We start from the raw sequence: 23,755 nt of genomic DNA on the forward strand, positions 1-23,755 counted from the left end.
TCCGCCCACGGTTGTCCGTGTGGTAGCCCGGAGGGAGGTCGGCGGGATGGCACGTTCTCCATCCCAGAGATCAGCCCGCCCGGCGAGGGCAAGGGACTGTATCTCTCAAGCTTCTACCCTCGTCTCAAGTTGTACTTATCCTGACGCTTCTGAAAAGCGGGAATCCCTCCGTCAAGAATCTTGCAGGCATGCTGCCTGATGCCGTGTCTTCCAAGCGTGAATCGCGAGTTGCTTTCGTCGCTGTGTTCGAGGGGGCCTGAAAGGTACGCGAACGTTCGGCCATCTCGATTTGGACTGTCGTCGCCATGCCTATTGGCGACAAGGACCTCTTCAGAGTCGGCACCCACTACTAGGTTTGCGTCGTGTGTCACCATGATGATCTGCCGCTCTTTCTTGCGTTTCATAAGATAGGGGACGATTACATCGTAGATGGACCGACTGTCTAGGTCGTCTTCCGGTTGGTCGATAAGCAAAGGCCAACCGTCCTCTGCCTCATTGAGAATTAGGGTCAGAGCAAACAGCGCTTGCTTTCCGGGGGTCATCGACGAGCGACTGAACCCTCCTATTCGGTCGCCTTCCAGGGTCGCGGCGAACCGAACTTCTTCGGTCGCTGTCAATGCTGAGACTGCTAGCGCGTCAGGTTCTGACCCCCTGTTGATGCCTTGCCGGCGCGTTTCCATGCGGTCCAAGTATGCGGCCGGTTCGGCGCGCACCGCGGCTATGTCGATGCATCCAGTGTCGCGGTCTAGAAATGGACTCAGTTGGTTCTTCCGGTAGCCTGCAGACAGATGCTCGATCTGCTCGTCGGAGAAATTGGCTTCGACTTCGAACACTAGATCGTCGAGCTCTCGATCAGTACTTCCAAACATTGATCTAAAGGTCGCAAATTTCTTAGACCTGGATTCAACCCTCACCGCTACGGTGGCGGAAGTTTGGTCGGCTTGTTCGTCAATCTCATCTCTGCGTGCGAGTAGAGCCTGAAGCCGCCCTAACAGTCGCTCCTGCGTCTGCTTCTTCTGAACCAGATCTTGGAGGATTGTCTCCGCTCTACCCTTCTCCAGTAGCTCGGAATTGGACTCCCGAAGCAATTTCTGGTCGGCTTCTTCCTGTATTCTTGCCAGCTCGATCCCAGCTCGGTAGTCGATGACCTCTTTCGTCATCTGAGCGAGAAGAGCGTCCTGCGCTCTGCCTGTAGCTTCAGCGATTTTATCGCCGAGCGTCGCGGGTAGCTCCGAGCTTTCGGGCCGAGTAGTAATAACTACATTAAAGCGGCTAAGATTTGGAGCGAATTCGTCACCGGTGACCTCTACGAGAGTGCTCAGGGCCGCAGCTTCTGTGTTTAGCTCATCGATTCTACTGCCATGCTCCTCAAGCCTTCGGACAACCGATTGGTACGCTTCCAACTCCGCATCGTCGAGGGAGGATCGATCTTTCGTCTCGGCAATTTCTCTACTCAGGCCGTCAACAGTTGACTGAATTGCAGCCTGGTCGCCGAACTCGTCTACTTCGATTTGTAGCTGCGTACGCCTACGTCGAAGATCGAACCACTTATCGACTGCCTTTTTGATCTCCTCGTTGTCATCCGCGACTTCGCTTCTAAAGGAACGGATGGCGGTGACGAGGTCAGGGTAGGTGCGGAGCAGAACGGGTTCGATTTTATCGGTTATGAGATCGGGTCTTCCGCTGATCGCGAAAAGCGAGTTCTGGGGGATGTAGACAATCTTCCCTCGGCTTGCGCTGGGATTAGCCCACTCCACCGTGCAGCCTACTGACAGGGCGTCTGTCCACTTGTGTCCTGCGGCAGGGCCTAGATCTTGCTCTCTCGTTCCGGTCGCGGCGACCTGCTGGGCGAGGGTGTGTTGCGGGTCCACTGCGTACGCTATATGCGCGAGTAGGGCGGATTTTCCCGATGAACGACTACCAATGATAGAGGTCAGGTTTGGATTGAAAACAACTTTTGATGGGAAGTTCTGCGCGTCTTCAAAATTGACTTGAGCTATGCACTTGTACGCCTCTTTGAAGTCGGGCTGCAGTGCTTGTATTGCCACTCGGCTTTCAGGTTCGATGAGAGTCTGTTGTAATCCTTCGAAGGTGAGATCTGCCTTGATCCAAGTTGTCTCTGCAGATTCTCCGGGTTCGCTAAATTGACGCCCAAGCCGCTTTCGAAGTGCTGCAAAGTCGTGGGCATCGCAGCCGCCGTAAACGGGTTTAGGTGCGACCTCTTGATTAGCATCTTCTAGCCGATTCGGATCAAGGAAATGCTTAGTGCTCGACGAGCTCCCAAAGAAGGCGTGAGACATCCTGTCAATCTCATCGACCAGGGCGGATTTTCTTTTTTTGCCACTCCCCCCCCGGGCGAATGCCATCGCCTTTGACTGAAGGGACAATGAGAACGTTCTCCCAGATCTCTCGCTTCGAGCCAAACGTCTTCGAAATTGCTTCAAGGATACTCGCGCGAGTGACGGTCGCAGACTCGAATTCCTGTGAAGTGCTGAGGTCTGAGCACAGCTTCGGGCGCCCGTCTGCGTGCGGTTGCTCGGTGACGAGAGAGTTTTCGAATCGCTCGGCTATCTGTTCGTCGAGTTCCGGCCTGAAGATTAGGTGCAGATTGACGTGCTGGCCATCGCGGTTTACTGACTCGTTCAGTCTAAGCTCCATGTTCGGAAAGAAGACCTTGAGTGAGTCGGGGAATCGTGTCGAAAACTCGCGCTGAAACTGAAAGAAGGAACTGAGGCGGAAGTAGTCAGTTACTCCAAAGGCTGCGACGTCTGAGTCGTGAAGGATCTCGCAGTACTGCTCCCAGTCAGGTTGGCCACTGGGCGAGTACCCGTCTGTTAGCGCAGTTCCTGGAGCGTGTAGATGGAGGTCCCACTTTCTCCACCACGACCCGCGTGGGTCTCGTCGCATGTCTTCCTCCGCTGCGTAGTCTCTTGAGTGATTGAGTGTAGCGCTCTCGCGTGTAGCGCCTTGGTGGGCACCGAGAAGGCGATATACATATGAAGACACTCGATCAAGCCAGCATTCGGGCGACCTTGCTCATTTCGGCGGGCTAATTTGTGAATTACCCCGTACGGCGCACCGGGGGCTAGACTGAGCGCTGCCGTCGTTGGTCCATCCAGACTCTGCTAGTGGTCCGTCCGTGTCGGGTCAGCGCGGGGACCGGCCGGAGGCCGCAGCCCCGCGCGCGGGCGCCGACGGCGCCCCTTGATACCGAATGGAAGGTCTAGACACGGCGAGCGCTGATGCCCTCGTCGTGTCCCGGCTGATGCTTGACGTTCGGAGTGGCGCCGCGGTCAGACGGTGGCGGCGTCAGCGACCGTGACCCATGCGTCAGCTCGGTCGGGGCTGACTCCGCTGGATAGGGCGATGCTGCGGGCCAGGGCTCGGGCGGTGTCAAGGTGATCGTCGCTGAGCTTCAGCGCGAGGACAGCGACGTCGTAGGCGACTTCGCCGTTCATCCCTCGGGGGTCGATGAACCACAGTCGTCCGCGCCCGTGGAGCACGTTGGGCGGCGAGAGGTCGGCGTGGCACAGCCCGACCTCCATGCCGCGACCGAGCTGGTCAAGAACGAGACTGGCGGACTCGCGTACGTCAGCGGGCTCGGGACCGCGGTGCGGTGGCTGGTCGCCGACCGGCGGATCGGTGAGCCGCGCTCGGAGCCACGGCACGATGTTCGGCACCGAGGGCACGCCGTCCTCGTCGGCGAGGGTGCGCAGCATCGCGGCTGCCCCCGCGAGATCTCGCGGTCGCGGTTCCTGCTCGGCGAACGATGCGCCAGGCTCGACCGCGTCCATGGCGATCCACGTGCTCGTGGGCGTGTACCGCAGGAGATGGACCGCTGGCGCCAGACCAGCACACGCGAGCTTGTCCAGTACAGCGGCCTGGTGGACGGCGTCAGGGTCTGGGCTCGACCGCAGGATCATTCGAGTGCCAGTACTGGTCGTGGCCTCGACGACGTGGGCCGACCTGGCAGAGAACGTCCGGCCGGTCGGGGCGACCGAGAGTGCTGCGCAGACCTCTGCCAGCTCAGCGGGGAGTGCTTCGATCCAGGCGGGTGCGCGGCCGGGCCATCGCACATGTGCGGCGCGGGCGATCTCAGGGTGCAGCGGGGTCACTGGCGTAGTGCGGTGGCGAGGGTGTGCATGTCGTCGACGACGACCAGGGCGTCCGCGTCGGCCAGGCCCTCGGCTCGCTCGGCCCGCTTGGCGTAGCCGATGCACGGCACTCCGGCTGCGGTCCCGGCGAGGGCGTCGGTGATCGAGTCTCCGACGAACACCGCGTCGCTCGGCGCTGCTCGGGTGATGTCCAGGGCGGTGCGGAGAAGGTGGGGGTCGGGCTTCATCTGCTCGGGGTGCCCAAAGGGCCGGCCGATGATCTGCGCGACGTACTCGGTGAGGTCGTGGCGAGCCAGGTAGGTGCGGATGGCTCGTTCGGAGTTGTTGCTGACGATCAGGACGGTGTGGCCGGTGGAGAAGGCGGTGCGGATGAGCTCGTGGGCGCCGGGGGTCGGTTCGGCGACGGTCGCGGCGCGGGTCTCGTGCTCGATGACGTGGGCCTCGACGTCGCGTCCGGACTCGGGCGAGTGCCGGTAGGCGGCTCGGAGCAGGACTAGCGGGTCGTCGGTGCGGACCTCGGTGAGGTCGATGCCGTGGACGGTGGCGAACTGGCGTATGGCGGCGGCGACCTCGGGGGCGGGGTGGCCGGCGAACAGGTGTGCGACGGGCCCGTCGAAGTCCAGGAGCAGGACCCGGGCGCCGCGGAGCAGGTCGGCGAGCTGGGTGCGGGTTCCGGTCGGGAGTGTCACTGCGGGTACTCCCGGGTGATGGTGGTCCACACGGAGTCGAACCAGGTGCGGGCCTGGGTGACGTACTGGGGGCCGTTGCTGGTGTCGGCGTCGTCGCCGGTGGAGAAGTGGAACAGGGTGGCGTCCTTGCCCATCGGGTCGAAGATCGGCACGGGGGCCTTGTCGATGGTGACGGTGTGCTCCAAGACGGGGTAGAAGCCGAAGAACGCTTCCTCGTCGTTGATCAGGTAGAGCTTGAACAGCGGCGAGGCGCTGTGCGCCCGCACCTCGGCGGTCGCGGACTTCACCAGCCCGAGGTCGGCGAGTTCCTGGACGCCGTCGGTGATGCTGTCCACGGCACGACGAGTGATGCGATCGGCGCGCTTGCGGACGGCGGGGTCGTCGGCGGCGGTGTCGGCCCGGCAGGGGAGCGCGAGGGGGACGCCGGGGTCGGACAGCATGATCCGCACGGCGATGGACTCCGGGCTCAAGCGTCCGGCGCGGACCTTGTCCAGGACCTCGGACAGGGTGTTGGCCAGGGTCTCGCCGGAGAACCCGGCGAAGTCGATACGCACGTGCGGGCGCTCGAACGCAGCCTCGATGTGCGGGCGCAGCCCCACCGGTAGCTCGGTCTGGGCGCGGACGAACACCCCGCTCCCCTGGCGGCTGATGAGCAGCCGCTCGGCGTAGAGAGGCCGCAGGGCAGCCTTGACCGTCTCGCGGGCGACGCCGTAGCGCTCGGCCAGGTCGGGCTGGGACGGCAGCTTCTCCCCGGCCTTGAGCTTGCCGAGCTTGATCGCGGCGCGGATCTGGTTGGAGATCTGCTGCGACGGGGTGCGCGGATCCTCCGGGTCCAGGTGCGCGAGGAACTCGGCTGGCGTGCTCATGACCCCACGGTATCGGGTCAGCTGACTAGCCCGGCTAGCCATCTTCCTCATTCGTCCTTGACATGGCTAGCCAAGTCGGTCATTCTGAGATGGCTAGCCAAGCTGGTCAGGTAAACGAAGGAGAGAGCGATGAGGGATCTTCCGGTGGTGCTCGACGGCTTCAAGCTCACGGTGGTGGAGCCGCCCGCACCCAAGACTCGTCAGGACGCCAACGGTGCGGAGGTGCCGGTCACGGATCGGGATGGGGTGACGCAGTTCGTGGTGTCGCTGTTCGCGAAGCTCCAGGTGCAGGCGGGGCAGCGGGCGCCGAAGGGTGAGGAGATCAAGGTGACCCTGACCGCCGACCCGGGTGAGGGGTTCGGGGAGGACGCCCGGGTGCAGTTGATCGACCCGAAGATCAACCCGTACTCGATCGAGTCCCCGGACGGGCGGACGGTGTCGGGGATCGCGTTCAAGGCGATGGGCCTCAAGCACGCCCACCCCGCTCCCGCGCCGATGCGGCGGGGCAAGGACGACGAGAACCAGTCCTGACCGACCTCTGTGTGTCGGTTCTGCCCGTGAGCGTAAGCGGGCCGGTCGCCTGATGTAGCGGCCCCTCTATTCGCCGGAATGGTGTTCCGGCAATTCCCAGTAATTCCGAGACGGGGACACCTATGTCCTCGACCAGGGGTGATCTGCGGTGGTGTGTGGCGAATGCAGCGGTAGCCGAGCGTGCGATGTGTGCGACGGCTACGGCGACTCGACCTGCGGCGTCGAGTGCGGGGCGTGTGGTGGTTCCGGGGCCTGCCCGGGCTGCTTCGGAGACGGCGAGACCAGCAGCCCCACGGCTGCGGTGGAGATGGAGATGACGCGATGAGCACGACCACGAACACCCGCCCGCGGGTGACGACCGGAGTCGGCCGCCTCGTCCGACGGCTGGAGATCGAGCGGCGCCGCTGGGCCCGTACCGAGCACCCGGTGATCGCGACGGAGCAGGCGTGGCGGGCCGGGGTTGCCGAGGGCCTGCGCCTGGCCCAGCTCGCCATCCGCAAGGGGGTCTGAGAGCGGTGGCGATCACCCTCGGGGCCCGGGACCGGGTCAAGACGCTGCCGAAGGTCAACCGGCGTGCGCTGCGCAAGTACGGGGAGTTCTGGCGGGCATTGCAGCTGGTCGGGGACGCGCTCGCCGAGGCGGACAAGGTCGCCGCGAAGGCGGCGGACTCCAAGTCAAAGCGCTCTGGCAAGGGCGTGTCGGCCAAGAGCGGCGCGAACGGTGAGCACTGGTCGACCGCGTCGCCGGAGGAGATCCGGGCCTCGGCGAAGACCGCGCACGCCTCCCTGCGGGTCATGGCCTCAGCGGCGAAGAAGTGGGAGGCCGAGCTGGTCTCCCGCGAATGGAGGAAGTGATGTCGAAGGCTGTCGACCGCACCGTCGAAGACCTCGACGCCGCGATGCGCGAACTCAAACGGTCGCTGCACGGGATCCCGTACCGGACCGGTGGATTCAAGAACACCCACGACAACCTCGCCCGCGACGTCGCCCACCTGACCGTCCACCTGGACTCAGCCCGCGGCGCTCTACGCGAACAGAAATGACCACCTGGGTGGTGGGGTCGCCCGCTGCACTGATTCTTGGCGGAAACACACAGCGGGCGCCCCTGCTACCCGACAACTCTCGTGAGGACTGGTAGCAGTGAACAAGCGTAGTAGCTCTGCAACACGCATGAACGGCCCGGCACGCACCCACCTCGGGCGGGCGTCTCGGCCTCCGGGGCGGGAGTTCCAGGCGTTGGCCTGGACCGCCCGGCATCCCGGGTTCGTCGCCGTCCCCCTGGTCGTCCTCGGGTTGGCGCTCGTCCTCGGGCCGATCCTGGCGGCGATCCTCCTCGGCGCGCTGGTGGGCTCCGTAGCGGTCTGGGGCCGTGCCCACCCGGCCACCTTCGACCGCTTCGCCGCACCCGCCCTACGGGCCACGTGGCGGCGGTGGACGGTCTACCGCGGCCGTCGCTGGGCGCAGCTCATGTCCGACACCGGACTGACGAAGGAGCACCGCCACACCGGCGACCAGCTCGTCCCCCGGGTGCTGCGGGTCCGCTCGTCCTCGGCGTCGATCGACACCGTCTACGTCCGCATGGTCCGCGGCCAGGACGTCGCCTACTGGCAGGAACGCTCCTCGATCCTCTGGGAAGCCCTGGTCGCCCACCGGGTCGCGATCACCCGCCACCGACCAGGCGTGGTCGCAATCGTCATCGAATGGGAGCTGCCCTTCACCCGCACCATCCCCGCCCCCGACATCCCCGACACCGTCGACGACGTGGACCTGGGCGCGGTGGAGATCGGGGACAACGAGCGCGGCGAGCCCTTCACCGCCCCCGTCATCGGCGGACACCGCCTCGTGGCCGGCGCCTCCGGCTCCGGGAAGGGCTCCGTGCTCTGGTCGACGCTGCGCGGGGTCGGGCCGTGCATCCGCGACGGCATCGTGCGGGTCTGGATGGTCGATCTCAAGGGCGGTGTGGAGACCGAGCAGGGCGCGCCACTGTTCCACCGCTACGCCACCTCCATGCCGCAGGCCCTGGAGCTGCTGACCGAGTTCCGGGATGCGATGCGCGACCGGCAGGACGACATGCGTGACCAGAACATCCGCGCCTGCACACCGTCGACCGGGACGCCGGTGGAGCTGCTGGTCATCGACGAGATGGCCATGCTCACCGCCTACGGCGACCGCACCTCCGTCCGCGACGCCCTCCGCCTCCTCGCCGAAGTCATGACCCAGGGCAGGGCGTCGCTGTTCGCGGTCCACGGCTACCTGCAGGAGCCGTCCAAGGACGTCGTGGACGTGCGGGAGCTGTTCACCCAGCGGATCTGCCTCGGCGTCACCGCCGCGAGCCACGTCGACATGGTCTTGGGCGAAGGCGCCCGCGAGCGTGGGGCGCTGGCCGATGAGATCCCCGGCGACGCCCGCCACGCGGGCATCGGGTTCGTCATCGACAAGGGCTCCCGCCTTCCGGTCCGGTTCCGGGCCGCGTTCGTCTCCGACGACGACATCACCGAGCTGGTGACTCGCTGCACCCCGCCGCCGGACGCGGACGTGATCGACCTCGACACCGAGCGGGGGGCCGCCTGATGGGCACCACCACCGCATGGGTCCTGCGCACCTGGCTCAAGTTCACCCTGCTGTTCGCCCTCATCGTGGCCGGGACCTGGCTCTACGTCGGATCGGCGTCCGGCTGGTTCTGGGGCGTCCTCACCGGGGCGGTTGTCGCCGAGTGGTACGTCGTGCGTCAGCTCGCCCGGGAGTGGTCGTGGGAGGCCCGCGCTACCTGGTGGTGGTCCGCATGACCGGGACGGTGCAGAGCGCACTGTTCGGGGACCCGGCCGTCATCGAGACCAGCGATCACGCTCCGGCCGCGACGCAGGACCCGCGCGAGGTCGCCCGCGTCGTCGCGCTGGCCCAGGACCCGGGGCTGTTCGTCATCGAGCGCACCGGACTCGTGCTGACGGCGGACCCCGCACGTCCGGGCTGCGCCGACGGACTGGCCCGGCATGACGGGGACACCGTGGTCCAGCTCCTCGACACCGGACACCTGCGGCTCGGGGGCACCCACCACGTCCATCACAACGGCGTTGAGGGCCCGGCCCGGTCGGTCCTCGTGCCGAAGGCGACCCGGGACATGGTGTCGCGCTGGGACCACCTCCGGCCCATCCCGGCATCGACCCGGGCACCCCAACCGCAAAAGGAACCGCGGCGCTCCACCGGCGTGATCAACGTCGACGTCGTCGAGCCCGGTAAGGCGCTGGTCTGCCTCGGCACGACCGGGCAGGGCGGGACGGTGCTGCGTGACGGCGGCCGCTACCGGGTTGAGAACGACCACGGCGCGCTCGTCGGCCATGCCTCGTCCTACCGGGCCGCTGCCCGGCTCCTGGCCCGCTACCACGGCTTCACACCGGGACCGGTCGAGATCGAGCACGAACACCGCCTCTACCGCCGGTGATCCGGCCCGGCTCCGCCGCGTGAGTCCAGCTCCCGGCGGGGCTGGCGCCCCACCCTCGAACCATCGTCCCGGGAGGATGCCGTGAACACGGCTGCCACCAGCACACAGCACGACCAAGACCTGTCCCACCTGCTGCGCTCCGACGGCTTCCAGACCTGGCGCCGGGAGGTCACCGCCATCGGCGGCTGCGCCGCCCCCATCCACCTCACCGGCTCCTCCCGCATCTACGACCGCGCCACCGGCACCGTCCTCGCCGAACGCAACGGCGAGATCCTCGCCCCGTGCGGCAACCGCCGCGCGTCGGTCTGCCCCGCGTGCTCGGACCGCTACGCCTCCGATGCCTACCACCTCCTGCGCTCCGGAATGGCCGGCGGAAAGGGCGTCCCCGACACCGCCGCCACCCACCCGCGACTGTTCGTCACCCTCACCGCACCGTCGTTCGGGCCGGTCCACACTCGCCGAGTCACCGCCCGCGGCCTCGTGATCCCCTGCCGCTGCGGGGACAAGCACCACCGCGACGACCCCCGCGTCGGCTGCGCCCTCGACCCCGACACCCACGACTACGTGGGCGCGGTGCTCTGGCAGGCCCACTCCGGAATCCTGTGGAACCGGTTCGCCATCCGCCTCCGCCGCCTCCTCGCCCAGACACTCGGGGTCAAGGTCCGCGACTTCCGTGACCACGCCCGGCTGTCCTACGCCAAGGTCGCCGAGTACCAGCGCCGCGGACTGGTCCATTTCCACGCCGTCGTCCGCCTCGACGGCCCCGACGGGCCCTGGACCGCCCCGCCCGCCGGGATCACCGCCGACGCACTCCATGCGGCCATCCGGGATGCCGCCCACGACGTGTCGCTGACCGTCGACCGGCCCGACGGCTCCCAGCAGGTGCTCGCCTGGGGGACGCAGGTCGACATCCGCCCCATCACCTCCACCACCGCGGCGGCGCTGGAGAACGACGACGGCGAGATCACCGACTCAGCCCTGGCCGCCTGCGTCGCCAAGTACGCCACCAAGGGCACCGGCAGGTCCGAGGCCACCGACCGGCCCATCCGCGACATCGCCCACCTCGACCACCTCGACATCACCCCCCACCACCGACGGCTCATCGAGACCGCGTGGGAGCTCGGCGGCATCGAGCAGTACGAGGGGCTGAACCTGCGCCGATGGGCCCACATGCTCAGCTTCCGCGGCCACTTCCTCACCAAGTCCCGCGCGTACTCGACGACGTTCGGCGCGATCCGCGGAGACCGCCGCACCTACCGGCTCGGGGAGACCCTCGCCGCCCTCGACACCCCCACGGAGCCCGGTGCGGTGCTGGTGTTCAACGACTGGGCCGTCGTCCACATCGGGCACCGCAACGACGCGGAACGAGAGATCGCACTGGGCATCGCCGAACGACGACGCGAGCAGAGGCAGAGCCGGGGGACACGAGCGGGGGAGGGGGCGTGATGGAACGCGTGCTGCTGACCGTCCAGGAGGTCGCGGAGGCGCTGCACGTCGGGCGCTCCAAGGTCTTCGACCTGATCATCGCCGGGGAGATCGACTCGGTGAAGATCGGGAAGCTGCGTCGCATCCCGGTGAGCGCCGTGCACGAATACGCCCTCCGGCTGGTCCAGGAGAGCCGGGAGGCGTCCTGATGGCCGGCCGCGAGCGCAACGGCATGGGCACCGTGGTCAAGCGCTCGGACGGGCGCTATCAGGCCGCGGTGTACGTCCTCACCCCGACGGGGCACCGTCGCCGGAAGTTCGTCTACGGCCGCACCTGGGACGAGGCCAACGACAAGCGGCTGGAGCTGCTCGACAACAACCGCAAGGGCGTGCCGTCGGAGTCCTCGGCGATGCGGCTGGACGAGTACCTGACGTACTGGCTGGACCACATCGCGGTGCACGAGCTGCGCCCGTCGACCTTCGCCCGCTACCGGGCGCTGATCAGGGACTACATCACCCCGCACCTCGGCCGGAAGAAGCTCAACCGGCTCAGCCCGTCCGACGTCCGCGGGCTGATGGCCACCCTGGGGCGCACCAAGGGCACCAGCGGGCGCGTGCTCTCGCCTCGGACGATCCAGTTCATCCACGCCGTGCTGCGCAGCGCGCTGCAACACGCCGTCCGGGACGAGCTGATCGGCCGCAACGTCGCCAAGCTGGTCAGCCCACCGCGGGCGACCCCGCCGGAGATCACGCCGCTCTCGCCGGAGGTCGCGCGGAAGTTCCTGCGGGTCGCGAACACCCATTGGCTCGCGGCACTCTGGCTGATCCTGCTGACGACCGGTCTGCGGCGCGGTGAGGTGCTGGGGCTGACCTGGTCGGACGTCGACCTGGACGCGGGAACGCTGCGGGTCCGGCGCACGGTGCAGAAGCTCGACGGGGTGTTCCTCTTCGGCGAGCCCAAGAGTGCACGGTCGCGGCGGGTCCTCACGTTGCCCGCCGTGTGCGTCGCGGCCCTGCGTCGGCAGCCGGAGATCAACCGGGGGAGGGCCGTCGGTGAGCAGCGACGGGTGGACGGCCAGCCTGCGGACCTGGTGTTCGTGTCGACGTCCGGCCAGCCGATCGACCCGCGCTCGGTGAACCGGGCGTTCGACCGGCTGCTGACCAAGGCGGAGGTGCCGCACTCGCGCGTGCACGACCTCCGGCACACCTGCGCGACCCTGCTGCTGGCGGAAGGTGCGTCGGACCGGGAGGTCATGGAGCTGCTGGGTCACAGCTCGATCGGCATCACGATGAACACCTACGCCCACGTCCTCGACGACTCGAAGCGTCGGATGGCCTCGCGCATGGACGGCCTGTTCGGCGAGGGCGGTTGATGTCAGAACCGGATGTCAGGAGCGGACCGCGGCCCGGACGGGGGAGACCCTGCCGGGCCGTTTCGCATGTCAGCGGCCTGCTCCGCCGCCAGGATTCGAACCTGGACCATCGGAACCAAAATCCGAGGTGCTGCCGTTACACCACGGCGGATCGTGGGGCCTCGTCATCGTGACACGTCGGCGACGCCGTCCTCGCAGCGCACCCGCCCTGCGCGTCGGCCCTGGATGACCGGGATCACGGACAAACGCCCACGAAAGGGTGATCCGCACCCCGGGCGCGGCGGATCCGCGTCGGGTTGACACACTCCCGTGCGTGCTGAACACGGATGCTTCCGGGACGACGTCGTCGATCGGGTCCGGAACCGCGTTGACGTGCCGTCTCTGTGGCACGACCGACCTGCGCAGCTTCTGCGACCTGGGCGCCACACCGCCCTGCGAGCTGTTCCTCACCGAGCAGACGGCGCAGCAGCCCGAGCAGACCTTCCCGTTGCACGTGCGGGTGTGCAACTCGTGTCTTCTCGCCCAGCTTCCCCCGGAGATCAGCCCGGAGGAGACGTTCGAGGAGTACGCCTACTTCTCCTCGTTCAGCTCGTCCTGGGTGGACCACGCGCGCCGATTCGTCGACTCGGCGGCCGAGCGCGCCGGGCTGGACACGGGCTCGTTCGTCGTCGAGGTCGCCTCGAACGACGGCTACCTGCTCCAGCACGTCGTCGCGAAGGGCATCCGCTGCCTCGGCGTCGAGCCGAGCGTGAACGTCGGCGAGGCCGCCCGCGAGAAGGGCGTCCCGACGCTGACGGCGTTCCTCACCCCGGAGACCGGCGCCCGGGTGCGCGCCGAGCACGGCCCGGCCGACCTGGTCTGCGGCAACAACGTGTTCGCCCACATCCCCGACGTCGTCGGCTTCGCGCAGGGACTGCGCGCCATGGTCGCCGACGACGGCTGGGTCTCCATCGAGGTCCAGCACCTGCTCACGCTCGTCGAGCGCAAGCAATTCGACACGATCTACCACGAGCACTTCCAGTACTACACGCTGCTCACCGGGCAGCGGGCGCTCGCCGCGGGCGGGCTGACCCTGGTCGACGTCGAGCTGCTCGACACCCACGGCGGCTCCATCCGCATGTGGGCGCGCCCGGCCGAGGTCGCCGGTGAGCCGAGCGCGACGGTCCGCGAGGTCCTGGCCGCCGAGGCGGCCGCCGGGCTGCACACGCCGGAGGGGCACGACGGGTTCGCCGAGGCCGTCTCCACCATCCGCGACGACCTGGTGGCGTTCCTCATCGACGCCCGCCGGCAGGGCAAGCGCGTGGTCGGCTACGGCGCCCCGGGCAAGGGGAACACCCTGCTCAACTACTGCGGCATCCGGCCCGACCTGCTCGAGTACACGGTGGACCGGAACCCGTACAAGCACGGGCGGCTAACGCCGGGCACCCGAATCCCGATCTTCGCTCCGGAGCGGATCGCGCAGGACCGCCCCGACCACGTGTTGATCCTGCCCTGGAACCTGCGCACCGAGCTGACCGAGCAGCTGTCCTACGTCCGCGAGTGGGGCGGCACGCTGGTCTTCCCGATCCCGTCGCTCGAGGTGGTCTGACGTGAAGGTCGTCCTGTTCTGCGGTGGTTACGGCATGCGGATGCGCGATGGCGCGTCCGACCTCCCGAAGCCGATGCACCCGGTGGGGCCGCGCCCGTTGATCTGGCACGTGATGCGCTACTACGCCCACTTCGGCCACAAGGACTTCGTCCTGTGCCTGGGCTACGGCGCGCACCACATCAAGAACTACTTCCTGAACTACGACGAGACCGAGTCCAACGACTTCGTGCTGCACCAGGGCGAGGTCGAGCTCATGGGCAGCGACATCAAGGACTGGAACATCACGTTCGTCCACACCGGTCTGGACTCGCCGATCGGTGAGCGTCTGCGCCGGGTGAAGGCGCTGGTCAAGGACGAGGAGATGTTCCACGCGAACTACGCCGACGTCCTCACCGACGCCCCGCTGGACAGGATGGTCGAGCAGTTCGCCGGCACCGACGCCGTCGGACAGCTGATGGCGGTGCCGCCGCAGTCGGCGTTCCACTGCGTCGACGTCGACGACAACGGCAGGCTCGAGTCGATCACCACGCTGCAGGAGATGCCGATCTGGGAGAACGGCGGCTACCTCATGTTCCGGCCGGAGATCTTCGACTTCCTCGAGAAGGACTGCGACCTGATCGCCGACGCCGCCGCCCCGCTGGCGCGCAAGGGCCGCATGTCGGCCTACCGGCACCGCGGTTTCTGGCAGCCTGCGGACACCGTCAAGGAGCGCAACGCGCTGGAGGCGGCCTACCAGAGCGGCGCGCGACCGTGGATGCTCTGGGAGTCCCACGAGACCGACCAGGACCCGCTGCAGGCCGCGATCGCGGAGATGCACCGCAGCAGCCACCAGCGCGACTAGGCCGCGATTCCGGGGGGGAACGAGAGACCGTGCTGAACCTGTTGCCCGAGCGGCTGGACCGCATCCTGCTGCTCGGCGCCCACTGTGACGACATCCCGATCGGGGCCGGCGGGATGCTCCTGGAGCTGTGCCGCGCCTATCCGGGGGTGCAGGTCACCGCGCTGGTCCTGACCGGGGCGGGGTCGCTGCGCGAGGAGGAGGAGCGGGCCGCACTGGCCGCGTTCACCCCGGGCGCGCACCTCGACGTCGTCGTCATGGACCTGCCCGACGGCCGCGTCCCGCAGCACTGGGAGCGGGCGAAGATGGCGCTGGAGGACCTGCGCAGCCGCAGCGAGCCGGACCTGGTGATCGGCCCGTCGCCGCACGACGCCCACCAGGACCACCGGACGCTGTCGCAGATGATCCCGACCGCGTTCCGCGACCACCTGACGCTCGGCTACGAGATCCTCAAGTGGGAGGGCGACCTCGCCCAGCCGACGGTCTTCCTGCCGCTGTCCGAGCCGGTGCTCACCGAGAAGATCGCCAAGCTCAACGAGCACTACGGCAGCCAGCGCGACCGGACCTGGTTCGACGACGAGACCTTCCGCGGCCTGGCCCGCGTGCGCGGGGTGCAGTGCCACGCCCGCTACGCCGAGGGCTTCCACGTCCAGAAGCTGACGCTGTCCGCAGCGCCGATGGTCGGTTCCGAGCCGAACGGTTTCTGACCCCGCACACCGCCGAGAAAGGGATATTCATGCGCGTACTGCTCACCGGGCACCAGGGCTACCTCGGGACCGTGATGGCGCCGTTGCTGGCGGCCGCGGGTCACGAGGTGACCGGCCTGGACTCCGGGCTGTTCGCGGACTGCGTGCTGGGTTCGCTGGACACCCCCGACGTCGAGGGCTTCGACACCGACCTCCGCGACGTGACCGTGGAGCAGCTCGCCGGGTTCGACGCCGTCGTCCACATGGCGGCGCTGTCGAACGACCCGCTGGGCTCGCTCGCCCCGGAGATCACCTACGACATCAACCACCACGCGTCGTCCCGGCTGGCGCGGCTGTCGAAGGAGGCCGGTGTCGGCCGCTTCGTCTACGCCTCCACCTGCTCGGTCTACGGCGCCCAGTCCGGGGACGACCTCGTCGACGAGGACGCCCCGCTCAAGCCGGTCACCCCGTACGCGATCTCGAAGGTCCGCGTCGAGGACGACCTCGCCGAGCTCGCCGACGCCGACTTCGTGCCGGTCTCGATGCGCAACGCGACCGCCTTCGGCTTCTCCCCGCGGCTGCGCGCGGACATCGTGCTGAACAACCTGGTCGGGCGCGCGGTCCTGACGAACGAGGTCACGGTGCTCTCCGACGGCACCCCGTGGCGCCCGCTCGCGCACGCCGAGGACATCGCGGGTGCCGTCGTCGCGGCGCTGGGCGCCCCGGCGGACGTCGTCCGGGCGCGGGCGTACAACGTCGGCACCGAGCGGAACAACCGGACCGTCGCCGAGATCGCGCAGGCCGTGATCGACGCCGTCCCCGGCTCGACGCTGAACATCACCGGCGAGGCCGGCAACGACCCGCGGTCGTACCGGGTGGACTTCTCCCGGGCGCGCAAGGAGCTCGGCTTCGAGGCGTCCTGGACGATCCCGGCCGGTGCCGAGCAGCTCGCCACCGAGTACCGGGAACGCGGCCTGACCCAGGACGCGTTCGACAACTCCTTCACCCGGCTCGCGGTGCTCAACCGTCGTCAGGCGGCGGGGGAGCTCGACGGGTCGATGCACGTCGTGAAGTAGGACCGCTCGGCCGACGGCCCGTCCCGCGCTACCGTCGCGGGGCGGGCCGTCGACGTCTCCAGGGGGAGCCATGTGCCGCAACATCCGGACCCTGCACAACTTCGAGCCGCCGGCCACGCCCGACGAGGTGGACGCCGCGGCGCTGCAGTACGTCCGCAAGATCGCCGGGTCGGCGAAGCCCTCGCAGGCCAACGCCGAGGTGTTCGAACGGGCGGTCGCCGCCGTCGCCGAGGCGACCCGGGAGCTGCTGGACGGGCTGACCACGACCGCCCCGCCGAAGGACCGTGAGGTGGAGGCGGCGAAGGCCCGGGCGCGGGCGGAGCTGCGCTACGCCCGCTGATCCGGCGCGGGACCGAGCAACCGGGCCCGCCTCCGTGCAGCCACCGAGACGCACGTTTCCGCCCTGCCGGGGGCGAGAACGTGCGTCTCGACGAGCACTACGCGGCGGGAGCGGCCAGTGCGTCGATCTCCACCAGCATCTCGGCGTGGGGGAGGCCCACGAACACCGTGGTGCGGGCGGGGAGCGCGGCACCGTCGGGGACGTGCCGGGACACGAACTCGCCGTAGGCGTCGTTCATCGCGGAGAAGTGCTCCCGCTCGGTGAGGTAGACGCGGAACATCAGGACGTCGCCGACCGAGGCGCCGCCCGCCTCCAGGATCGCGCGGACGTTCTCCAGGGTCCGCAGCGTCTGGGCGTGCACGTCGCCCGGCGCGATGTACTGCTTCGTCGCCGGGTCCATCGGGCCCTGCCCGGAGACCTGCAGCAGGCCGCCCTTGCGCACGCCCTGGCTGAAGGTGTGCGCGGGGGCGGGTGCGTCGGTGGTGGTCACGGTGCCGTTGGCGGCGGTGGTCATGCGGGGGGATCCTCTCGGGTCGGGCGCCAGCCGAGGTCGCGGGAGATCGTCCCGGTGACGGCCAGCAGTGACGGGACCAGCTCCATCAGCTGGTCGTAGCCGGCGACGATGGTCGGCACGGACACCGACACCGCCGCGACGGCGGTTCCGGCCGGTCCGCGGACCGGCGCCCCGATGCAGTTGATCGAGGCCTCGTTCTCCTCGCGGTCCTGGGCCCAGCCCTGCTCACGCACCCGGGCGAGCTCGGCCAGGTAGGCGTCGCGGTCGGTGATCGTGTGCGGGGTGCGGGCGGGGAAGTCGACGTCGTCGAGCACCCGGTTCCGCTCCGCCGCGGGCAGGTCGGCGAGCAGCACCTTCCCGGCGGCGGTGGAGTGCACGGGTCCGCGCAGCCCGACCCGCGACGCCATGCGCACGTTGTCGAGCGACTCCAGCTTGTCGATGTAGACGATCTCGCCGTCGTCGCGCTCGGACAGGTGCACGGTGTGGCCGTGGGCCCGGTTGAACGCGTGCAGGTGCGGTGCGGCGACCGTGCGCACCTCGCGCTGGTCCAGCCCGCGCGAGGACAGCTCGAACAGCCGCGAGCCGAGCCGGTAGCGGTGGTGGTCGTCGCGGTGCACGAAGTGCTCGTCGGCCAGGGTGCGCAGCAGCCGCAGGACGGTCGTCTTGTGCACCTCGAGCGCCGTGGCGAGCTCGTCGAGCGACGCCGGGCCCTCCCCGAGGACCACCAGGATCCGCAGCGCCTTGGTCAGGCTGGTGCTCACACGGCCTCCCGGTCGGCGCTCACGCGCAGGGTCGCCCAGGCGTCGTCGTCGAGGTCGAGCAGGTGCTCGGGCAGCGGTGCGGCGGAGTCGCCGGGAACGACGAGCACCGCGGCGGCACCGAGGTGGCCCCGGCGCAGGCAGCGGCCCACGTCCTCGCCGCGGACCAGGCCGGTGAGCAGCCCGGCGGCGAACGCGTCGCCCGCCCCGACCGGCTCGACGACGTCGACGACCAGCGCCGCGCGCTCGGTGACCGCACCGTCGCGGTGCACGGCCAGTGCGCGCCGGGCGCCGTCCTTGACCACGACCAGCTCCGGGCCGGGCAGCAGCGTGCGCAGCCGGGCCGGGTCGTCGGTGCCGAACACCCGCCGCGCCTCGTCCGCCCCGACGAGTACGACGTCGGCCCGATCGGCCAGCGCGGCCACCGGGGCCGGGTCGCCGTCGGGCCACATCTGCTCGCGCCAGTTCACGTCGAACACGACCCGGTACCGGCGGGGGCGGGCCAGCAGCGCGGCCAGTGCGGCCGCGCAGGACGCCGACACGGCCGCGGTGATCCCGCCGACGTGCACCCAGTCCGCGACGGCGATCCGGTCGCGTACCGCGGGCACCTCCAGCAGTTCGGGCCCGGCCGCCGAGGCCGCCGACCCGGACCGCCGGTAGGTCATGACGGTGCCGCCGTCGGGCGCCGGGGACTTGGCGTAACGGCCGGTCGGGAGGTCCGGGTCGACGCCGATCCCACCGGTGTCGACCCCGGCGGCGGCGAGCGTGTGCTGCACGAGGGCGCCGTGCCGGTCGTCGCCGAGACGCCCGACCCACGCCACCGCGACGCCGGCCGCGGCCAGGTCGAGCGCGACGTTCACCTCGGCGCCCGCGGCGTGCGCGGGGGCCCGCGGGTCGTCGACGGCGGCCGCGTCGGGGACCAGGGCGAGGGCCTCGCCGAAGCACACCACGGCGCTGCGGCCCGGGGTTTCCACTGCTGGGTTCTCCTCCGCCGTCGTTGACCGATCTGTCGCGGCGATGCTAGAACAGCCGCACCGAAATACGCAACCAGCGCTGCAGAATACGCAACGTACCTGCTCAGAGGGGAGAACGGGATGCTCCGGTACGCGTCGCTCGGCGCCGAACGGCCCGGCCCGTACGCCAAGTCGGTCCCGCCGCTGCCCGGTACGGTCGACGAGTGGCTCGCCGGCGGGCCGCGGCTGTCGGACCTGGCCACCCCCGTCCTCACCCTCGACCGGGCGGCCCTGCACGCCAACGCCGAGCGGATGGCCGGCTGGTGTGCCGCGCACGGCGTCGACCTCGCCCCGCACGGCAAGACGACGATGGCCCCCGCGCTGTGGGACCTGCAGCTGCGCCACGGCGCCTGGGGGATCACCGTCGCGACGCCGTGGCAGGCGCGGATCGCGATCGACGCCGGCGTGCGACGGGTGCTGCTGGCGAACGCGCTCGTCGACCCGGCGGGCGTGCGGGCCGTCGCCGCCGCGCGTGACGCCGACCCGGAGCTGGAGGTGCTGAGCTGGGTCGACTCGGTCGACGCCGTCGCCGCGATGACCACCGCCGCGGGGTCCCCGGCACGGCCGCTCGCCGTCGTCGTCGAGCTGGGGGCGCCCGGCGGCCGGACCGGCGCGCGCACCCTGGCCGAGGCCGAGCGGGTGGCCTCGGCCGTCGTGGCCAGCCCGGCGCTGGCGCTGGCCGGGGTCGGCGGCTATGAGGGGGCGCTCGCGCACGACCCGTCGGAGGCGTCGCTGGCGACCGTCCGCGCCTACCTCGACGACCTCGCCGAGCTGCACCGCCGGCTCGCCCCGTCCTACGGGACCGACGAGGTCGTGGTCACCGCGGGCGGCAGCGCCTACTTCGACCAGGTCGTCGCCGCGCTGGCCGGGCTCGCCGACGCGCGCACCCGCGTCGTGCTGCGCTCGGGCGCCTACCTCGTCCACGACGACGGCTTCTACCGCGGCATCTCCCCGCTGGCCCGCGACGACGAGCAGCGCCCGTTCCGCTCGGCCATGCACGTGACCGCCCGGGTGGTGTCGACCCCCGAGCCCGGCCTCGCGCTGCTCGACGCGGGAAAGCGCGACGTCCCGTTCGACGAGGGGCTGCCCGAGCCGCAGCGGATCGCCGACGACCTCGGGTCGCCCTCGCGGCCGCTGACCGGCACCGTCACCGCCGTCAACGACCAGCACGCGTTCCTGCGCACCGAGGAGCAGGTCCGGATCGGGCAGGTCGTCCGGCTCGGACTCTCGCACCCGTGCACCGCGTTCGACAAGTGGCGCTGGATCCCGGTGCTGGACGGCACGGACCCCGACCCGCAGGTCGTCGAGCTCGTCCGGACGTTCTTCTGATGGGCACGCTGCTGCGCGGCGGCACCGTCGTCGACGGGACCGGCGGGCCCCGGTACACCGCGGACGTGCTCGTCGAGGGCGACCGGATCGCCGCGGTCGGGCCGGACGCGGCCGGACGGGCCGGGCGGGTCGTCGACGTGGACGGGATGGTCGTCGCCCCCGGGTTCGTCGACATGCACGCCCACTCCGACCTGCGCCTGCTCACCGAGCCCGCGCACCTCGCGAAGGTCTCCCAGGGCGTGACGACCGAGGTCCTCGGCCAGGACGGGCTGTCCTACGCCCCCGTCGACGACGACGTGCTGCCCGTGCTGCGCCGCGCGATCGCCGGCTGGAACGGTGACCCCGGCGCGGACTTCGTCACCTGGCGCACCGTCGCGGAGTACCTGGACCGGCTCGACGAGGGCATCGCCGGCAACGCCGCCTACCTCGTCCCGCACGGCACCGTCCGCGCGCTGGTCTGCGGCTGGGACGACCGCCCCGCCACGCGGGCGGAGATCGCCCGGATGGCCGGCGTCGTCCGCACCGGCATGGACGAGGGCGCGGTCGGTCTCTCGGCCGGGCTCACCTACACCCCCGGCATGTACGCCGACGGCGCCGAGCTCGCCGCGCTGTGCGCCGCGGTGGGGGAGCGGGGCGGCTTCTTCGCCCCGCACCACCGCAGCTACGGCGCGGGCGCGCTGGAGGCCTACGCCGAGATGGTCGACGTCGCCGAGCGGTCCGGGTGCGCGCTGCACCTGGCGCACGCCACGCTCAACTTCGGCCCCAACAAGGGCCGGGCCGGGGAGCTGATCACGCTGCTCGACACGGCCGTCGCCCGCGGCGTCGACATCACCCTCGACACCTACCCGTACCTGCCGGGTGCGACGACGCTGTCGGCGATCCTGCCCAGCTGGTGCCAGTCCGGCGGCCTCGACGCGGCCCGCGAGCGGCTGCGCGACCCGGCCGCACTCGCCCGGATCCGCGAGGACCTGGAGGTCCACGGCTCCGACGGCTGCCACGGCGTCGTCGCCGAGTGGGAGACGATCGAGATCAGCGGGGTCACGAACCCCGAGCTCGCCGAGACGGTCGGGCGGACGGTCGCCGACATCGCGGGCGCGACCGGAGCGGATCCGTTCGACACCTGCGTGGACATCCTGCTCCGCGACGACTTCGGGACCGGCATCCTGCAGCACGTCGGGCACGAGGAGAACGTCCGCGCGATCATGCGCCACCCGCGGCACACCGGCGGCAGCGACGGCCTGCTCGTCGGTGCGAAGCCGCACCCGCGGGCCTGGGGGACCTTCCCCCGCTACCTCGGTCACTACTGCCGCGAGCTCGGGCTGTTCTCCCTGGAGGAGTGCGTCCACCACCTCACCGGGCGCGCCGCCGACCGGCTCCGCCTGGCCGACCGCGGTCGCGTCCGGCCGGGCCTGGCCGCCGACCTGGTCGTGTTCGACCCGGACACCGTCACCGACACCGCCACCTTCGCCGAGCCCGCCCAGCAGGCGGCCGGCATCCCGTACGTCCTGGTCAACGGGGCCGTCGCGGTCGACGGCGGGGAGCGCACCGACGCGCTCGCCGGCCGCGCACTGCGCCGCCGGGCCGACGGCCGGACCGCACCGGGCACCCACCCCACCGGAGGACGACGATGACCTTCCTCGACTGGCTGCAGAACGACACGGCCGGCCTGCTCACCCTCGCCGCCGTCAGCGTCGCGCTGCTGCTGATCATGATCATGCGACTACGGCTGGAGCCGTTCATCGCGCTGATCGTCACCGGCGTGCTGGTCGCGCTGGTCGCGGGCGTGTCGGTCACCGACCTCGTCGGCACCCCGATCAAGGCGTCGGACTCGCTGTTCGAGACCGGCTTCGCCGGGATCCTCGGCCACATCGCCCCGATCATCGGGCTGGGCACCGTGCTCGGCGCGATCATGGAGCGCTCCGGTGGCGCGGACGCCCTGACCGAACGGCTGCTCCGGCTGTTCGGGCCGAAGGGCGCACCGCTCGCGATGGGGGTCACCGGGCTGGTGCTCGGCATCCCCGTGTTCTTCGACATCGGCATCTTCGTGCTCGCGCCGCTGGTCTACGTGGCCGCGCGCCGCGGCGGCCGCTCGCTGGTGCTCTACGCGATGCCGATGCTCGCCGGGCTGTCGATGACCCACGCGTTCCTGCCGCCGCACCCCGGACCGGTCACCGCGGGCGGGCTGCTCGGCGTCGGGATGGGCTGGGTGATCGCGATGGGCCTGCTCTGCGGCATCCCCGCCTGGCTGGTCAGCGGCGTCTGGTGGGGCTCGTTCATCGGGCGGCGGATCCAGGTCGGCGTGCCCGAGGACCTGCCCGGCGGGGCCGCCCCGGCCCCCGGCCTGGCCGGTTCCGCGCGCGACACCGGCGACAGCAACGGCGACGGCGACGGCGACCCGGGCGGCGGGACAGCCGGTGTCCGCACCGCGGAGACGGCCGGCCCGCAGACCGCGGTCGCGGTGGCCGCGCCCCCGTCGGTCGCGCTCATCTCCTCGATCATCGCGGTCCCGCTGGTGCTCATCCTCGCCGCGACCGTCGCGGGGGTGACGCTCCCGGAGGGCACGGTGCTCCGCGACGTCCTCGTGCTGCTCGGCACCCCGGCCATCGCGCTGACGCTGTCGGTGCTGCTCGCGCTGTACCTGCTCGGCATCCGGCGCGGGACGTCGATGGCCGAGCTCGGCCGGATCTCCGGCGAGTCGCTGCGCCCGGTCGGGATGATCCTGCTCGTCGTCGGGGCGGGCGCGTTCTTCGGCAAGGTCCTGCAGACCACCGGCGTCGGCGACGCACTGGCCGGCTCGATGACCGCGATCGGGCTGCCGGTGATCGCCTCGGCGTACCTGATCAGCGCGGCGCTGCGGATCGCCCAGGGCTCGGCGACCGTCGCCATCGTGACGACGGCGGGCATCATCGGCCCGACCGTCGCCGCGGGCGGCTACAGCCAGCCGCAGCTCGCGCTGATCGTCGTCGCCGTGTCGGCCGGGTCGATCATCGCCAGCCACGTCAACGACGGCGGGTTCTGGATCGTCGCCAAGTACTTCAACATGACGGTGAAGCAGACCCTGATGACCTGGACGGTGCTGGAGACGATCCTGTCGGTCGTTGGGTTCGCCGCGGCCGCGCTGGTGTGGGCCGTCGTCTAGGGCGTGTCTTGTAAGGGTTCTGACCTGCTGTCGGTGAT

At 69.8% G+C, this 23,755-nt stretch carries 25 protein-coding genes and 1 tRNA gene; 18 read left to right on the forward strand and 8 right to left on the reverse strand.

Annotated features, from left to right (window positions below):
* Positions 1-113: 113 nt before the first annotated feature.
* The 4 genes from ZF1_RS04325 to ZF1_RS04340 all read right to left on the reverse strand — a co-directional run bounded on the left by ZF1_RS04325 (position 114) and on the right by ZF1_RS04340 (position 5,670).
* Positions 114-2,366, reverse strand: a complete 2,253-nt coding sequence (locus tag ZF1_RS04325) for a TrlF family AAA-like ATPase (protein WP_482636544.1) — start codon at positions 2,364-2,366, stop codon at positions 114-116.
* 927 nt (positions 2,367-3,293) lie between these two features.
* On the reverse strand, positions 3,294-4,220 hold the full coding sequence (locus ZF1_RS04330; protein ID WP_482636545.1) for a phosphotransferase: 927 nt from the start codon (positions 4,218-4,220) through the stop codon (positions 3,294-3,296).
* On the reverse strand, positions 4,112-4,804 hold the full coding sequence (locus ZF1_RS04335) for an HAD family hydrolase (RefSeq protein WP_482636546.1): 693 nt from the start codon (positions 4,802-4,804) through the stop codon (positions 4,112-4,114). Before ZF1_RS04335 ends, ZF1_RS04330 begins: the two co-directional genes overlap by 109 nt.
* Entirely contained in the window at positions 4,801-5,670 is an 870-nt protein-coding gene (locus tag ZF1_RS04340; protein ID WP_208824984.1) for a winged helix-turn-helix domain-containing protein, read from the reverse strand. Before ZF1_RS04340 ends, ZF1_RS04335 begins: the two co-directional genes overlap by 4 nt.
* Before the next feature lie 129 nt (positions 5,671-5,799).
* Between ZF1_RS04340 and ZF1_RS04345 the strand changes: the two genes are divergently transcribed.
* The 10 genes from ZF1_RS04345 to ZF1_RS04390 all read left to right on the forward strand — a co-directional run bounded on the left by ZF1_RS04345 (position 5,800) and on the right by ZF1_RS04390 (position 12,436).
* Positions 5,800-6,201: a hypothetical protein gene (locus ZF1_RS04345; RefSeq protein WP_482636547.1), complete on the forward strand. Its 402-nt coding sequence runs from the start codon at positions 5,800-5,802 to the stop codon at positions 6,199-6,201.
* Between the two features lie 321 nt (positions 6,202-6,522).
* Entirely contained in the window at positions 6,523-6,711 is a 189-nt protein-coding gene (locus ZF1_RS04350) for a hypothetical protein (RefSeq protein WP_083474648.1), read from the forward strand.
* 5 nt (positions 6,712-6,716) lie between these two features.
* A complete protein-coding gene (locus tag ZF1_RS04355) occupies positions 6,717-7,055 on the forward strand; it encodes a hypothetical protein (RefSeq protein WP_482636548.1) in 339 nt (112 codons plus the stop codon).
* Positions 7,055-7,243, forward strand: coding sequence for a hypothetical protein (locus ZF1_RS04360; RefSeq protein WP_405419233.1), 189 nt, complete (start codon positions 7,055-7,057; stop codon positions 7,241-7,243). Before ZF1_RS04355 ends, ZF1_RS04360 begins: the two co-directional genes overlap by 1 nt.
* Before the next feature lie 193 nt (positions 7,244-7,436).
* The gene (locus tag ZF1_RS04365) at positions 7,437-8,771 is read left to right on the forward strand and encodes an FtsK/SpoIIIE domain-containing protein (protein ID WP_482636549.1); all 1,335 of its coding nucleotides are present in this window, start codon (positions 7,437-7,439) and stop codon (positions 8,769-8,771) included.
* Positions 8,771-8,986, forward strand: a complete 216-nt coding sequence (locus ZF1_RS04370; RefSeq protein WP_482636550.1) for a hypothetical protein — start codon at positions 8,771-8,773, stop codon at positions 8,984-8,986. The genes ZF1_RS04365 and ZF1_RS04370 overlap by 1 nt, the downstream gene beginning before the upstream one ends.
* Positions 8,950-9,639 carry a hypothetical protein gene (locus ZF1_RS04375; protein ID WP_482636551.1) on the forward strand — a complete coding sequence of 230 codons (690 nt, stop codon included), beginning with the start codon at positions 8,950-8,952 and terminating at the stop codon, positions 9,637-9,639. Before ZF1_RS04370 ends, ZF1_RS04375 begins: the two co-directional genes overlap by 37 nt.
* A gap of 81 nt (positions 9,640-9,720) precedes the next feature.
* A complete protein-coding gene (locus ZF1_RS04380; protein ID WP_482636552.1) occupies positions 9,721-11,085 on the forward strand; it encodes a replication initiator in 1,365 nt (454 codons plus the stop codon).
* Complete coding sequence (locus tag ZF1_RS04385; protein WP_062404163.1) at positions 11,085-11,273, forward strand: excisionase family DNA-binding protein; 189 nt, start codon at positions 11,085-11,087, stop codon at positions 11,271-11,273. The genes ZF1_RS04380 and ZF1_RS04385 overlap by 1 nt, the downstream gene beginning before the upstream one ends.
* Positions 11,273-12,436, forward strand: coding sequence for a tyrosine-type recombinase/integrase (locus ZF1_RS04390; RefSeq protein ID WP_482636553.1), 1,164 nt, complete (start codon positions 11,273-11,275; stop codon positions 12,434-12,436). The genes ZF1_RS04385 and ZF1_RS04390 overlap by 1 nt, the downstream gene beginning before the upstream one ends.
* Before the next feature lie 80 nt (positions 12,437-12,516).
* Here the strand turns inward: ZF1_RS04390 and ZF1_RS04395 are convergent.
* Positions 12,517-12,587, reverse strand: a tRNA-Gln gene (locus ZF1_RS04395).
* 162 nt (positions 12,588-12,749) lie between these two features.
* On the opposite strand from ZF1_RS04395, the gene ZF1_RS04400 reads away from it, so the two are divergent.
* The 5 genes from ZF1_RS04400 to ZF1_RS04420 all read left to right on the forward strand — a co-directional run bounded on the left by ZF1_RS04400 (position 12,750) and on the right by ZF1_RS04420 (position 16,964).
* Complete coding sequence (locus ZF1_RS04400; RefSeq protein WP_482636554.1) at positions 12,750-14,024, forward strand: methyltransferase domain-containing protein; 1,275 nt, start codon at positions 12,750-12,752, stop codon at positions 14,022-14,024.
* A gap of 1 nt (position 14,025) precedes the next feature.
* Entirely contained in the window at positions 14,026-14,865 is an 840-nt protein-coding gene (locus ZF1_RS04405; RefSeq protein WP_251785885.1) for a sugar phosphate nucleotidyltransferase, read from the forward strand.
* 29 nt (positions 14,866-14,894) lie between these two features.
* Entirely contained in the window at positions 14,895-15,569 is a 675-nt protein-coding gene (locus ZF1_RS04410; RefSeq protein ID WP_062400266.1) for a PIG-L deacetylase family protein, read from the forward strand.
* A 29-nt stretch (positions 15,570-15,598) separates the two neighbouring features.
* Positions 15,599-16,624, forward strand: a complete 1,026-nt coding sequence (locus ZF1_RS04415; RefSeq protein ID WP_482636555.1) for an NAD-dependent epimerase/dehydratase family protein — start codon at positions 15,599-15,601, stop codon at positions 16,622-16,624.
* 70 nt (positions 16,625-16,694) lie between these two features.
* Positions 16,695-16,964: a DUF2277 domain-containing protein gene (locus tag ZF1_RS04420; protein WP_251785880.1), complete on the forward strand. Its 270-nt coding sequence runs from the start codon at positions 16,695-16,697 to the stop codon at positions 16,962-16,964.
* A 97-nt stretch (positions 16,965-17,061) separates the two neighbouring features.
* On the opposite strand, the gene ZF1_RS04425 is transcribed toward ZF1_RS04420, so the two are convergent.
* The 3 genes from ZF1_RS04425 to ZF1_RS04435 are packed head-to-tail and all read right to left on the reverse strand — an operon-like array spanning position 17,062 to position 19,210.
* Positions 17,062-17,478, reverse strand: coding sequence for a RidA family protein (locus ZF1_RS04425; RefSeq protein WP_167379109.1), 417 nt, complete (start codon positions 17,476-17,478; stop codon positions 17,062-17,064).
* Entirely contained in the window at positions 17,475-18,239 is a 765-nt protein-coding gene (locus ZF1_RS04430) for an IclR family transcriptional regulator (RefSeq protein ID WP_100879606.1), read from the reverse strand. The genes ZF1_RS04425 and ZF1_RS04430 overlap by 4 nt, the downstream gene beginning before the upstream one ends.
* Entirely contained in the window at positions 18,236-19,210 is a 975-nt protein-coding gene (locus ZF1_RS04435; RefSeq protein WP_346101660.1) for a sugar kinase, read from the reverse strand. The genes ZF1_RS04430 and ZF1_RS04435 overlap by 4 nt, the downstream gene beginning before the upstream one ends.
* A 120-nt stretch (positions 19,211-19,330) precedes the next feature.
* Between ZF1_RS04435 and ZF1_RS04440 the strand changes: the two genes are divergently transcribed.
* From ZF1_RS04440 to ZF1_RS04450, 3 genes are read left to right on the forward strand one after another with little or no spacing between them, the layout of a single operon-like run.
* Positions 19,331-20,578 carry an amino acid deaminase gene (locus tag ZF1_RS04440; protein ID WP_476653838.1) on the forward strand — a complete coding sequence of 416 codons (1,248 nt, stop codon included), beginning with the start codon at positions 19,331-19,333 and terminating at the stop codon, positions 20,576-20,578.
* Positions 20,578-22,209, forward strand: a complete 1,632-nt coding sequence (locus tag ZF1_RS04445) for an N-acyl-D-amino-acid deacylase family protein (protein WP_482636556.1) — start codon at positions 20,578-20,580, stop codon at positions 22,207-22,209. The genes ZF1_RS04440 and ZF1_RS04445 overlap by 1 nt, the downstream gene beginning before the upstream one ends.
* Positions 22,206-23,717 carry a GntP family permease gene (locus ZF1_RS04450; RefSeq protein ID WP_482636557.1) on the forward strand — a complete coding sequence of 504 codons (1,512 nt, stop codon included), beginning with the start codon at positions 22,206-22,208 and terminating at the stop codon, positions 23,715-23,717. The genes ZF1_RS04445 and ZF1_RS04450 overlap by 4 nt, the downstream gene beginning before the upstream one ends.
* Positions 23,718-23,755: the final 38 nt, after the last annotated feature.

The sequence above is a fragment of the Pseudonocardia sp. ZF1 genome (assembly GCF_056835605.1).

What these genes read in the sequence shown, in the direction of transcription:
- ZF1_RS04445 (WP_482636556.1), top strand. Translation starts at nt 20,578, where the DNA reads ATGGGCACGCTGCTGCGCGGCGGCACCGTCGTCGACGGGACCGGCGGG.
- ZF1_RS04385 (WP_062404163.1), top strand. Translation starts at nt 11,085, where the DNA reads ATGGAACGCGTGCTGCTGACCGTCCAGGAGGTCGCGGAGGCGCTGCAC.
- ZF1_RS04360 (WP_405419233.1), top strand. Translation starts at nt 7,055, where the DNA reads ATGTCGAAGGCTGTCGACCGCACCGTCGAAGACCTCGACGCCGCGATG.
- ZF1_RS04340 (WP_208824984.1), bottom strand. Translation starts at nt 5,670, where the DNA reads ATGAGCACGCCAGCCGAGTTCCTCGCGCACCTGGACCCGGAGGATCCG.
- ZF1_RS04425 (WP_167379109.1), bottom strand. Translation starts at nt 17,478, where the DNA reads ATGACCACCGCCGCCAACGGCACCGTGACCACCACCGACGCACCCGCC.
- ZF1_RS04370 (WP_482636550.1), top strand. Translation starts at nt 8,771, where the DNA reads ATGGGCACCACCACCGCATGGGTCCTGCGCACCTGGCTCAAGTTCACC.
- ZF1_RS04325 (WP_482636544.1), bottom strand. Translation starts at nt 2,366, where the DNA reads ATGGCATTCGCCCGGGGGGGGAGTGGCAAAAAAAGAAAATCCGCCCTG.
- ZF1_RS04350 (WP_083474648.1), top strand. Translation starts at nt 6,523, where the DNA reads ATGAGCACGACCACGAACACCCGCCCGCGGGTGACGACCGGAGTCGGC.
- ZF1_RS04450 (WP_482636557.1), top strand. Translation starts at nt 22,206, where the DNA reads ATGACCTTCCTCGACTGGCTGCAGAACGACACGGCCGGCCTGCTCACC.
- ZF1_RS04345 (WP_482636547.1), top strand. Translation starts at nt 5,800, where the DNA reads ATGAGGGATCTTCCGGTGGTGCTCGACGGCTTCAAGCTCACGGTGGTG.
- ZF1_RS04390 (WP_482636553.1), top strand. Translation starts at nt 11,273, where the DNA reads ATGGCCGGCCGCGAGCGCAACGGCATGGGCACCGTGGTCAAGCGCTCG.
- ZF1_RS04420 (WP_251785880.1), top strand. Translation starts at nt 16,695, where the DNA reads ATGTGCCGCAACATCCGGACCCTGCACAACTTCGAGCCGCCGGCCACG.
- ZF1_RS04440 (WP_476653838.1), top strand. Translation starts at nt 19,331, where the DNA reads ATGCTCCGGTACGCGTCGCTCGGCGCCGAACGGCCCGGCCCGTACGCC.
- ZF1_RS04415 (WP_482636555.1), top strand. Translation starts at nt 15,599, where the DNA reads ATGCGCGTACTGCTCACCGGGCACCAGGGCTACCTCGGGACCGTGATG.